Genomic DNA, 11,639 nt, shown 5'->3' on the forward strand with positions numbered 1-11,639 from the left:
GCCCGCTTGTCAATGCAATCCGCACAGCATCTTGGCGGAATTCGTCCGTCCGTTTCAGTCCCATAGTTCATCTCCTTTGCTGCAATAAATGCTATCAAAGGAGCGGCATCAAACCGTGACAGGTCCAACTATCCCATCTCGCAGACGGTCGGGGCCAACTATCGATCGCCTTAGGATCGGGCGAAGCGACCAGTTTCCCTGTCTCCGACGAACTTTGCGGGCCGGATATCGAAGATTTACCGCGGCTTCGGGACTTCCTTGAGGGATGGCAACGTTTGGTACGCCAGGCAGGGACAATCGCGAAGGGTGGCTTTAACATTGCTGAGGCAAAGGAAAATCTTGATGCCCAACTGGCTGTCGGCCTTATGCTCGACGCTGAGCCCCGAGGGTACCTGGAGTTTGATGTCCAGGATGCGGCTTTAGACGACGAACTAACTGGCGTCTATTTCAACACCTGCATGCTCGGTGGTGCTGAAATCACCTACAGCGTTCTTGTGACACTCAAACGTCGCCCGGATCAGCCTTTGACATTTCGCTCTGTAAGTTTCGATGCACTGGACGTCAGGACGCGTGTAAACGACCTCAAAGCTTATGGTCGGGACCAGGCAGAAAAGCAGGGCGTCGCCATCCTCCTCGATCCTGATCTTATCAGCAGAGTTTGAGCAGACCCAGCTTCAAAAAGCCAAAGTCCGCCTGGGGCAAGCCTTGATGGCCAAAGCTATAGGACGGGCTAAAATGCTGCGATCGATCTAATAGCGGTTGCGAGCCCACATGTATGTACTGGCTGCTGTTCGCAAGTGAGATATAGGCTATCACTGTTGAGAAAAGTGAGAATGAATAGATGATGATTACCGATGATCTTTGAACCTGAACATTGGGAAAAGCCGTCTCCAAGTGAGATGCTTGATTTCATGGATCGTCCGAAGACGCCGGGGAAACCTAGTGGCAGTATGCTCGTTTTTCGTAAGCAACTTTCGCCGCTGTCTGTCTACAAGTATCTCGGTGCCCGTTTTGGCCAGCCCTATGGTTTCCAAACGATGGCGAAGAAACCGCATGACAGCGACAACCTTTTTCATTGGGACTATCTGCTGAAAGCTGGCGATGCTTGGCTTCACATACAGGGAGGGAACCGCGACGTTCATGTCGCGATATTTGGGAAATCTATGTCCTCCAAGAACTGGGTAAAATTCGCGAGAGCGTTGAAGGGTGATTTTGGCCGCTGTGGTTGCGGAATGGCATCAGTCGGCGCGACACTCGAAAAATGGAGCATCGTCTCGAACCGATTTGCCTTGATCGCGGATACCTGTGCCGGTTTCCATGAGGTATTGACGGACGAGCAAGATCCTCCCGACTTCACGCCGGGAAAGCGTAGGTCTGCGGCGGGAATCAAGCGCTATAACAGACATGTTGAGAAGATTGGGAAACGGGCGGACAGGGTGTTTAGTGCATCGCTATCGCTCGATTTGATCACGCCAGTGCTGGCAGAGGCATTCATCAACCTTGTAATATTCATGGGTCGGAAAGACGAACTAAAGCGCAATCCGAGGCAGTATGACCATTATATCCGACAACCAATTGATACGCGGGTCTTTGACCTGCACTTGAAATGCAATTACTTCATAGCAGGGGTCGATCCGGACTGCGATGAGTATAAGGCGTTCAAGCGGGTCATGGATCGCCGGAACCATAACCTCCATGGAAACATTGATCCCGGAAAGGACGCCATCGAAACGGTGTATTTTGACAAGTTTACACCGCTTTACGAACGAGGCGCTGATCCGATCCTCGAATTGTTCAGGAACAAAGAAGCAGTGTTCGATGTTGCCGGTGTGCTCGCTCGGTACCACGACGTTCACACATTCCTTCGCTATGTGCTGAGCCTCCTTGAGGAGAAACCCAGAGCCGAGATCGAGTTAATGATGGAGGAATCGACGTTTGGGTATGACATTTCGCACGAACGTGCGGGGCGTCTATTTCCGTCGCATGAAGTCATGATGGTGATGCCGCTCAAGTACGATGACGAATTGAATATCGATTGGCGATAATGGCCATTCAAGCGACCATTCGAAGGAAGAATCTCAAGGCTGGTTTCGTCCGCGCCCCGGTCCTCCAGGCACCGAGAATGCTGCGGGGATGCACGAATGTCGGCAATTCGGGCTGCTGACGCAACATCGAGCGACCGTGGTCAACGGCAGCAATGGGCCGTCATGTACTTCGAAAGTAGTGCCAAGCAAATTTCGGACGCACTGCGTCGAGTTGTCGCACCTTCGTCTTGTATAGACTTAAATAGGCATCGCTTTAGCCTTGAACCCGGTCAATGCAGCGGAGCTTGGCATTCGCCCAGAGCACATTGATGTCGTCGACCTTGGTACCGGCGATTTCGATGCCGTGGCCGATGTCGTGGAGCATCTGGGATCAGACACAAATCTGTTTGTGCGCATTGAAGGTATTGGCCCGATGATGGTGCGGGTGCATGGAAATATTCCCAAGCAGCCAGGCGACAGCGTCGGACTTAAGTTGCAACGTGAGAACATCCATCTGTTTGCTACCGATGGGCAACGTTTAAGGGCAGAAGGCGCCCTTGCGGCTTAGACAAAAATACGCAGCGCACCGGAGTATTTAACGGTGCGCTGTTTTCTGGGTGAAAAAGCGGTCAGTAGAGGCATGGTGCCTTCTGAAATGGCACTTTCCACTGCTTCCTCGGCGAACTCCGGGTCACGCCGACAGAACCCCGTTAAGATCTTTCCCAATATGTGACAGGCGCGTGGACAGCGGAAAGAGTGCGGCCTGTATGGAATGATAGATATCTGGTTTGCCCATGAACTGAGTGACCGTTGGTTGGCCGTTCTCGTCAATCTCTGGAAACCAGCCCCCATGGGTATGGTCAATGTAATGCGCGTCTGCAAACTGCCACAACCGACTATACCACTGATGTTGTTCGGCGTTGTCGCCAAGTTTGAGAAAGGCCGCAAGCACGCCAATCGCTTCGGTAACTGGCCACCAATACCGGTCCCTGATTGCAGGTGTCCCATCAAAATTCAGCGTATAGAAAAACCCACCACGCTCATTATCCCAAGCATCCGTAAGGGCGCGTTCGACCAACGACCAAGCGGTCTGGATCGATGTACCATCGGGGCGACCGGATAGATCCCAATATTGCAACAATAAACGTCCCAATTCAAAGGAGTGTCCGGGCGTGGTGCCCGCAGGGCGAAACATTGGGTTGCCTGAATAGCTGCGGTCGATTTGCCAATTTTCTGTGTAATGTTCGGGCAAACGCCAGTTTTCCGAGGCACCATTTTTATAGACCAAGAAGTCGAGTATGCGTTTCGCTTTTTGCAGATAGGCTTCGCGGCCTGTTGCTTCATAAGCCGTCAACAGGGCTTCGACCCCATGCATATTGGCATTCATTCCGCGATATGTGGAGAAGGGGGTCCAATTGCGGTTGTATTCATCCGAAAATAGCCCGTGGTCGTCTTCCCAATAATGGGAATCTAACGTGCTGGTGACATCCTCAATTAGGCGGTCCGCGTCGGGATGGCCCGCCAATTTTGCGCTTGCCCCGGCCAATAAAACAAAGGCATGGCCATAAGCCAGTTTCCGGTCATCATGGATGTTTTTCCCATCCAGCGCCCAAAGATATCCCCCATGCTCACGATCCCGGTGGAACTCCCAAAGATAGGACATTCCCTGATCGATCAGGGTGTCACATTGCGAAAGCCCTGCGAGCTTTCCTAAGGCAAAGGAATGCGTCAGCCGGGTTGTTGTGTGAAGCTCTTGGACTGAACTATTCAACGGTGACCCGTCATAGCCCAACACGTAAAAACCGGCATCTGGCCGCAGACTCGCATTGAAAAAATCAAATTGATCTTTGGCGTCTTTGGCCAGGCGGGCGCGATGTTCTGGCACCCCAAAACTGAATTGTGCAGCGTCAGATGTGACTGTCTTCATTGCGTTTTCCAACGGAAACCTCGTCATGTATGGGGGCGCATTTTTCGCAACTTAGGCGTCACGAAGAAAGCCCGAGATGGGTTGAATATATTGCAGGTCTGTCGCGGGCGTGCCCTCGATCCGTTTCAGCAGAAGGTCGGCCAATGTCTCACCCGCTGCGGAAAGATCTTCGTATAGGCTGGCGACCCGAGGGCGCACGAGGTCAAAGACACCAGAGGTTTGTTTGACCACAACCTGGACGTCCTGACCGGCCACCAATCCCCGATCTTGAATGGCGGCAAGGGCTGCCAACCCAGAAACATCCCCTGGCAGGATCAATCCGTCAGGGGCATTCTTTTCACCAAAGCGCTGGTGAATTTGTGCCGAAATTGTGTCTGCATCGCTATCGAGCGAAACACCCTCTAGGATTTCGTGGTCAATTCCCGACGCGCGGACGGCCTTCATAAAGCCATGAAGAAGGTGTTGGCGGAAAGTAAAGCGTTCTGGCGGCAACAGAATACCGATCCGTCTTGCGCCACGCTTGATCAACATGTCTGCAGCTTGTCGGGCAAAGGTAAAGTTATCAAAGTCTACATAAGGATGTGGTGTCGCCAGTTCCGATCTACCGTGGGAAACAAACGGAAAATCCGCCTCCAACAAGAACTTAATGCGTGCGTCATCTGGCGTGGTGCGCGAGAAGATAATCCCATCCGCCAGCTTGTCACGGACAACCCGCCGGATCCTTTCAGCGGATTCATCGTGCCCAAAGTCAGGCAGCACCACGAGATGATAGGGCGTGCCTTCCAAACGTGCGCTGATGCCCCCAATGAGCAGGGTGCCAAAGCCAAGGATTTCTTCGTGCGGTGGAAGGATCAGATAGATGACCTGTGTGCGCCCAGTGCGCAATCTTTGGGCGGCACGGTCGGGGGAATAGCCAAGCTCTTGCGCGGTTTTATGGACCAACGCACGGGTCTCTTCCGCCATTTGCGGGTCATTGGCCAAAGCACGTGAAACGGCACCGACAGATATTCCGACTTTTGCGGCGATTGTCCGTTGGGTGGGGCGTTTACTGTGTGTCGAGTTTGGCATGTTGCATGACTTCTATGGGTATCCTTCCAAGCTAATTTAATACGATTAAATTTGCAACATATAGGTTCTGCTTGCTGTCAATTTAGACATTTTCCTGTAAAATACGGTCTTTATGTGAGCTAAGAGAGGTTATTGCCTAATTTGAATGTCTTGACAGGCTCTGTATTTTTAACGTTATAAATACATATCAAAATTGATTCTGGGAGGAAATCATGGATTTTAAACATCTAACGACCAGCGCAGCTCTGATCGCTCTTATGGCCGGAGCAGCCCATTCAGACGATGTGGAGGTTCTGCACTGGTGGACCTCTGGCGGTGAAGCTGCGGCGCTGAATGTGTTGAAAGACAATCTGGCAGGACAGGATATAGGCTGGGTCGATATGCCCGTCGCCGGTGGTGGTGGCGAGTCCGCGATGACTACACTGCGCGCGCGCGTAACAGCAGGAAATGCACCGACAGCTGTGCAAATGCTTGGCTTTGACATCATTGACTGGGCAAATGAAGACGTGCTTGGCAATCTCGACAGCGTCGCCACCTCAGAAGGTTGGGATGACGTTGTTCCAGAGGCGCTTCAGTTCTTCTCAAAACATGACGGTAAATGGATCGCGGCCCCGGTGAATGTGCATTCCACCAACTGGGTTTGGATCAACAAAGCCGCTCTGGATAAAACCGGTTTGGGCCAGCCCACCAGCTGGGATGAATTGGTCGCCGTTCTTGGTGCAATGAAGGCAAACGGCATCACGCCACTTGCGCATGGAGGACAAGCTTGGCAGGACGCCACGATCTTTGACGCGGTTGTCCTGAGCCTTGGCGATGACTTCTATAAATCCTCAATGATTGACCTCGACACCGACGCCTTGGGCGGCGCAACAATGGTTGAGGCGTTCGAACGGATGGGCACTTTGCGTGGCTACGTGGATGACAATTTCTCGGGTCGTGATTGGAACCTTGCATCAACCATGGTGATCAATGGCGAAGCGGGCATGCAGATGATGGGTGATTGGGCAAAGGGTGAATTCCTGCGCGCAGACCTGGCACCGGGCGAAGATTTCGTCTGTATCCGCTTCCCCGGCACTCAGGGTGCGGTGACATTCAACTCAGACCAATTTGTCATGTTTGACGTTGAAAATGGCCAAGATGCTCAGCTTGCTATGGCGTCAGCTGTTATGGACCCCGCGTTCCAATCGGCTTTCAACGTGGTGAAAGGTTCTGTTCCGGCGCGTACCGATGTTCCAAACACGGCGTTTGACGCCTGTGGCCAGAAAGGCATGGCAGATCTTGCGGATGCTGGCGGAAAAGGGCGCTTGTTTGGCTCAATGGCGCATGGACACTCGGTTCCGGCCTCTGTGAAAAATGCGATTTATGACGTTGTTACCGCGCATTTCAATGGCGAATATGATGCCGAAACTGCGGCACAGGAACTCGTCAACGCAGTTGAATCTGCTCAATAATCTCGTTTGGAAGGTCGGCACCTGCTGGCCTTCCTTACATGGGTTAAGCGCGCTTATTAGTCCTTTCGACAAGAAGCGAATGACGCGGTTGCGTCACCAAAGGGGGAACAGATGGCACGTCATGCCACCGATGCGGATTTTCGCACAAAACTTCAGGAATGGATCCCAAAACTGGTGCTTTCACCGTCGATCGCGCTGATGCTGATCTTTGTTTATGGTTTCATTCTTTTTACAGTCTACCTCAGCTTCACCGGCTCGCGGATGTTGCCGAGATACGATCTGGTCGGGTTTGACAATTATGCCCGTCTTTGGGGGCTTTCGGCGTGGTGGACAGCGGTTACAAACCTCGCCATCTTTGCGTCCCTTTACATCTTTATTTGCACGGCGATTGGGCTGACACTCGCGATTTTACTGGATCAGAAAATTCGCGGTGAAGGCATGCTTCGCCCGATCTATCTTTACCCAATGGCCCTGTCTTTCATCGTGACCGGCACCGCATGGAAGTGGTTTCTGGACCCGGGAATTGGGCTGGAAAACACCATGCATCTTTGGGGGTGGGACAGCTTTAGTTTCGGCTGGATCAAGGATCGCAACATGGCGATTTACACGATTGTTATCGCGGCGGTTTGGCAAACAAGTGGCTTTGTCATGGCCATGTTTTTGGCTGGGCTGCGCGGCATCGACAATGAAATTCTGAAAGCGGCCCAGATTGATGGTGCCTCAAATTGGAGCCTCTATCGCCGTATCGTTATCCCAATGCTGCGACCTGCTTTCTTGTCGGCCTTTGTGATCCTCGCGCATCTTGCGGTAAAATCTTATGACCTTGTCATTGCCTTGACGGGTGGGGGACCAGGTCGAGCCACCGAATTGCCCGCAACCTTCATGTATTCCTACACCTTCACGCGAAATCAAATGGGAACAGGTGCGGCCAGTGCCGTCATCATGTTGATGACCATTGCGGCGATCATGATGCCTTACCTTTATGCTGAGCTGAAGGAGAAGAAGTGATGTCGATCGCAACGCAAGGCACGGACGTCAACACCGGCAAAATTGCCCGTACCTTCATCTATCTGGTGCTGCTGGTCTTTGCGCTTTTCTATCTGTTGCCATTTTTTGTAATGGTGGTGAACTCATTGAAACCGCTGGATGAAATCACCGGCGGAAATATGATGGCGCTGCCTGATAAATGGACAATCCAACCTTGGCTTTCCGCGTGGTCCTCTGCTCAGATCGGGGTCGAACCAACGGGTTTGAAACCCTATTTTGTAAACTCAATCCTGATGGTTGTGCCCGCTGTGGCCATTTCGACATTTCTGGGTGCTTTGAATGGCTATGTGCTTACAAAGTGGCGTTTCCGGGGGGATACAATCCTGTTTGGGTTGCTGCTGTTTTCCTGCTTTATCCCGTTTCAGATTGTTCTGATCCCGATGGCCACGATCCTTGGTAAAATAGGCTTGGCAGGCACTATTCCTGGCTTGGTATTGGTGCATGTCGTGTATGGGGTTGGCTTTACCACCCTTTACTATCGCAACTATTATGCAGCCTTCCCAACCGAGCTTGTGCGCGCAGCCATGATGGATGGCGCCGGTTTTTTCCGCATCTTCTGGCGGATTATGTTGCCGGTGTCCGGGCCAATCACGGTGGTGTCCGTCATCTGGCAGTTTACCAATGTATGGAATGACTTTTTGTTTGGTGCCTCGTTCGGCGGGCAAAGCCAACCGATGACTGTCGCGCTCAACAATCTTGTGCAATCTTCAACGGGTGTGAAGGAATATAACGTTCACTTCGCAGGCGCGATCCTCGCTGCTCTTCCCACTCTTCTCGTTTACATCGTCGCAGGCCGGTACTTTGTCCGCGGTTTGATGGCCGGTTCCGTGAAAGGCTAAACTCATGGGTTTTCTCGATATTTCAAACGTCACCAAATCTTATGGTAACGTCGAAGTCCTGCATCAGGTCGATATCAAAGTCGAAGAGGGTGAATTCCTTGTACTTGTCGGCCCATCGGGCTGCGGCAAGTCCACGCTTTTGAATATGATTGCCGGTCTTGAGGGCATCACCAGCGGTGATATTTCGATCAAAGGTCGCGTCATGAACGGCGTGCATCCATCAAACCGCAACATCGCGATGGTGTTCCAAAGCTATGCGCTTTACCCGAATATGACTGTCGGGCAAAACATGACCTTTGGGTTGGAAATGCACGGTGTTGAAAAATCCAAACGTGATGTGGCGCTGAAGGATGTCGCCAAACTGTTGCAACTGGATCAACTTTTGGATCGCAAGCCGGGGCAGTTGTCCGGTGGCCAACGCCAACGGGTAGCAATGGGGCGCGCGCTGGTGCGTGACCCGGATGTGTTTTTGTTCGACGAGCCTCTCTCAAACCTCGATGCGAAGCTGCGCGTCGACATGCGGACTGAGATCAAAAAGCTGCATGAGAAACTGAAAACCACAATTGTCTATGTGACGCATGATCAGATCGAAGCCTTGACCCTGTCGACACGGATTGCAGTCATGAACGGCGGTTATGTTCAGCAATTGGGCACACCGAAAGAGATTTACGACACACCTGCAAACCTGTTTGTCGCGACCTTTATGGGGTCTCCAGCGATGAATGTTTTGCCGGCCAAAGTGTCGATGGTTGATGGGGTGCCTTACGCTCAAATCATTGATGGTGAGGGACAGCCTGTAAGTCTTCGTTTTAGTCAGGAAAACATGGAAGATTGGGATGGCAAGGACATCCTGCTGGGCATCCGCCCCGAGGCACTGACTGACCCAGAAGGGGCGGACAGAAAGTCCACCAATATCGCCACGTTCCACAATGCGATTGATGTCACAGAACCGGCGGGATCGGATACATTTGTCACGACTACACTTGGGGATGCCGACGTGATCGCCCGAATGCGCGCCGATACAGATGTCGCCTCTGGTCAGATGTTTGAATTCGCGGTCAACATGGATAAGGCCGTGGCGTTTGATCCAGTGACCGAGCAACGTATCGCGCCGTAAAGGCGTCTTAGACCTGTTTCGTTTGACCCTGATCCCCCTAGTGTGACCCAAAAGGCCCAAGAAATGATCCTTTGTTGCGGAGAAGCTCTGATTGATATGATCCCGTCCCCAACAAGGGCGGGTCCCAATGGCTTTGTCCCGCACACGGGTGGGGCGGTGTTTAACACTGCGATCGCGCTGGGGCGCCTTGGGGTGAAGGCTGGACTGTTCACAGGGGTATCTCATGACATGTTTGGGGCACAACTTGTTCAGGCGCTGAAAGAGAGCAAAGTTGATACTACGGCATTGGCTTTCTCAGGCCGGCCAACGACCTTGGCATTTGTCGAATTGGTGGATGGTCACGCAACGTATTCATTTTATGATGAAAATTCAGCCAGTCGCATGCTTGACCCGGACGCCCTTCCCACCATTTCACCAGAGGTTTCAACGCTCTTTTTCGGCGGTATCAGTCTCGCCTGTGAGCCTTGTGCCGATACGCACGTAGAGTTGGCAGTCAGAGAATGCGATAAACGCGTTATCGCTCTGGATCCAAATATTCGCCCCGACTTTATTCAGAATGTCGCACGTTTTAGAAAGCGGTTGGAGCAAATGATCTCAATATCAGATATTGTCAAAATCTCGGATGAAGATTTGGATTGGATATACCCTGAACAAGATACGATTGCGAAAAAAGTCACTCAGTTGCGAGCAAACGGACCCGCTGTTGTGATCCTGACACGGGGCGCAGAAGGTGCTTCGGCCTATTTTGGCACAGGGCAAGAGGTCCGCGTACCCAGCAAACCCGTTTGTGTTGTGGATACCGTGGGCGCGGGTGACACTTTTAATGCTGGCTTTCTTGCAGAGCTTTCCCAACAGGGCGCATTGAGCAAGCAGGATTTACGATCTGTCAGCGCGGAAACCATTGCGCAGGCGCTCGCATTTGGGGCCAAAGTTGCTGCGGTCACGGTTTCACGCGCCGGAGCACAGCCCCCTTGGGCTGAAGAGCTTTCTTAGGTCTGGTGATTTTGGGTTGGTGCCAGTGACGGTTCTCCGCAGTCTGAGCCCATGAAGCAACGGTAAGCCAAACCGTGCAGACCTGTTTTGCGCTTTGGGTGTATCGCAAAGTTCTCTGTGTTCAGGTGCAATCGACGACTCACTTGTGGGGGTGTTGAGATGACAGGCGTAAACGCAGGCGATGCCTCGAACACCAAGGAAACTGTCCTGTCGAAGTTTGCACCGGTACTGTCGCTAAAGTCGGCAGCTCCGCAGCGAACATCTTATTTTCGAACATTGAAAATACATGAGCAACAGCAGGTATGGGCTGTCTTTTTGGATGTATTGTCAACAATCTTGGCTCAGTGTTCTGGCCGTTCAACGCATCCTAACAATGGAAAATTTCCATTTTGCGAGTTACTTTGGGATTTTCTAAACCGCTAGGCTTTGTCGCACAAATCGTCTGAAGGGATTCACTGTATGAATCCAGCATGATAGCTGAAGTCATGAGCAGTTGGGCCCCTTCGAAGTACAAGACCAAGAACTGGTCGTCTTACAATGACAGCTTTTAGCAGCGCGGATCGTGGTCGATTTGGTTTGATCCGGAGATGGTCTGGACGCGACCGCCAAACGGCAAGCGAGGTCGGCAACAGCAATTCAGGGATGCTGCATTCAGACGTGTCTGACGTTAAAGATCCTGTTTGGCATGCCGCTTCGGCAGCACAGGTATCAAGGCCGAAGGTGAAGGCGAGCGGAACGCCCGCAAGCATGGCGGCCCCAAACGCCGCATCTGGCGAAAAATACATATTGGAATTGACGAAGAAACACTGGAGGTTCGAACGGGCGAGGTCACCAGCGGCACCGTCGGAGATGCTGCCATGCACTGCCAGGCAGTGGACGAGCGCCGGAGCGATTGCCTGAAACGAAGCGGTCAGTGCGCAGCAATATCTGGGCCGCACCTTGTGGAGAGGTTGGAGCAGATACCACCGCCGAACCCGCGTCAAAACGAAAATGCATTGTGTGAAACGACTTGGCCAATCGTTGATGCAGAGGGGTTTTGATCGACAGGTTGCAAAAATCCATGTCCGCATCGCCGTCCTCAACCGCTACACGGCGCTTGGCATATCCGTCACTGAGCCTCTAGGCTGAGTCCCTATGGCGTAAGGGGAAGCGCGTTCTTCGCCTGATTTGTGC

10 protein-coding genes and 1 pseudogene are annotated in these 11,639 nt (G+C 52.4%); 9 read left to right on the forward strand and 2 right to left on the reverse strand.

What is annotated here, in order from left to right; all coding sequences use genetic code 11:
• The first annotated feature begins 275 nt into the window (after positions 1-275).
• The 3 genes from HKX44_RS00005 to HKX44_RS00015 all read left to right on the forward strand — a co-directional run bounded on the left by HKX44_RS00005 (position 276) and on the right by HKX44_RS00015 (position 2,592).
• Positions 276-662, forward strand: a complete 387-nt coding sequence (locus tag HKX44_RS00005) for a hypothetical protein (protein ID WP_276149248.1) — start codon at positions 276-278, stop codon at positions 660-662.
• 192 nt (positions 663-854) lie between these two features.
• Positions 855-2,045, forward strand: a complete 1,191-nt coding sequence (locus HKX44_RS00010; protein WP_276149249.1) for a hypothetical protein — start codon at positions 855-857, stop codon at positions 2,043-2,045.
• A 259-nt stretch (positions 2,046-2,304) separates the two neighbouring features.
• A complete protein-coding gene (locus HKX44_RS00015) occupies positions 2,305-2,592 on the forward strand; it encodes a TOBE domain-containing protein (protein ID WP_276149250.1) in 288 nt (95 codons plus the stop codon).
• A gap of 123 nt (positions 2,593-2,715) precedes the next feature.
• On the opposite strand, the gene HKX44_RS00020 is transcribed toward HKX44_RS00015, so the two are convergent.
• The gene (locus HKX44_RS00020) at positions 2,716-3,951 is read right to left on the reverse strand and encodes an AGE family epimerase/isomerase (RefSeq protein ID WP_276149251.1); all 1,236 of its coding nucleotides are present in this window, start codon (positions 3,949-3,951) and stop codon (positions 2,716-2,718) included.
• A gap of 51 nt (positions 3,952-4,002) precedes the next feature.
• Positions 4,003-5,019 carry a LacI family transcriptional regulator gene (locus HKX44_RS00025; RefSeq protein WP_276149252.1) on the reverse strand — a complete coding sequence of 339 codons (1,017 nt, stop codon included), beginning with the start codon at positions 5,017-5,019 and terminating at the stop codon, positions 4,003-4,005.
• A gap of 212 nt (positions 5,020-5,231) precedes the next feature.
• On the opposite strand from HKX44_RS00025, the gene HKX44_RS00030 reads away from it, so the two are divergent.
• The 6 genes and pseudogenes from HKX44_RS00030 (at position 5,232) to HKX44_RS00055 (ending at position 11,594) form a co-directional block, all read left to right on the forward strand.
• Entirely contained in the window at positions 5,232-6,470 is a 1,239-nt protein-coding gene (locus tag HKX44_RS00030; RefSeq protein ID WP_276149253.1) for an ABC transporter substrate-binding protein, read from the forward strand.
• 111 nt (positions 6,471-6,581) lie between these two features.
• Positions 6,582-7,478: a sugar ABC transporter permease gene (locus tag HKX44_RS00035; RefSeq protein WP_276149254.1), complete on the forward strand. Its 897-nt coding sequence runs from the start codon at positions 6,582-6,584 to the stop codon at positions 7,476-7,478.
• Positions 7,478-8,356: a carbohydrate ABC transporter permease gene (locus HKX44_RS00040; protein ID WP_276149255.1), complete on the forward strand. Its 879-nt coding sequence runs from the start codon at positions 7,478-7,480 to the stop codon at positions 8,354-8,356. The genes HKX44_RS00035 and HKX44_RS00040 overlap by 1 nt, the downstream gene beginning before the upstream one ends.
• Positions 8,357-8,360: 4 nt before the next feature.
• Positions 8,361-9,473, forward strand: a complete 1,113-nt coding sequence (gene ugpC, locus HKX44_RS00045; protein ID WP_276149256.1) for a sn-glycerol-3-phosphate ABC transporter ATP-binding protein UgpC — start codon at positions 8,361-8,363, stop codon at positions 9,471-9,473.
• Between the two features lie 63 nt (positions 9,474-9,536).
• Positions 9,537-10,466, forward strand: a complete 930-nt coding sequence (locus HKX44_RS00050; protein ID WP_276149257.1) for a carbohydrate kinase — start codon at positions 9,537-9,539, stop codon at positions 10,464-10,466.
• 485 nt (positions 10,467-10,951) lie between these two features.
• Positions 10,952-11,594, forward strand: a pseudogene (locus HKX44_RS00055) (transposase).
• Positions 11,595-11,639 lie beyond the last annotated feature (45 nt).

The organism is Sulfitobacter sp. M05 (assembly GCF_029285175.1).
In the GTDB taxonomy this organism is placed as follows: Bacteria; Pseudomonadota; Alphaproteobacteria; order Rhodobacterales; family Rhodobacteraceae; genus Sulfitobacter.

Excerpts from the sequence above, each read along its gene's own strand:
- HKX44_RS00010 (WP_276149249.1), top strand. The coding sequence starts at position 855 with ATGATCTTTGAACCTGAACATTGGGAAAAGCCGTCTCCAAGTGAGATG.
- HKX44_RS00020 (WP_276149251.1), bottom strand. The coding sequence starts at position 3,951 with ATGAAGACAGTCACATCTGACGCTGCACAATTCAGTTTTGGGGTGCCA.
- HKX44_RS00025 (WP_276149252.1), bottom strand. The coding sequence starts at position 5,019 with ATGCCAAACTCGACACACAGTAAACGCCCCACCCAACGGACAATCGCC.
- HKX44_RS00030 (WP_276149253.1), top strand. The coding sequence starts at position 5,232 with ATGGATTTTAAACATCTAACGACCAGCGCAGCTCTGATCGCTCTTATG.
- HKX44_RS00035 (WP_276149254.1), top strand. The coding sequence starts at position 6,582 with ATGGCACGTCATGCCACCGATGCGGATTTTCGCACAAAACTTCAGGAA.
- HKX44_RS00040 (WP_276149255.1), top strand. The coding sequence starts at position 7,478 with ATGTCGATCGCAACGCAAGGCACGGACGTCAACACCGGCAAAATTGCC.
- ugpC (WP_276149256.1), top strand. The coding sequence starts at position 8,361 with ATGGGTTTTCTCGATATTTCAAACGTCACCAAATCTTATGGTAACGTC.
- HKX44_RS00050 (WP_276149257.1), top strand. The coding sequence starts at position 9,537 with ATGATCCTTTGTTGCGGAGAAGCTCTGATTGATATGATCCCGTCCCCA.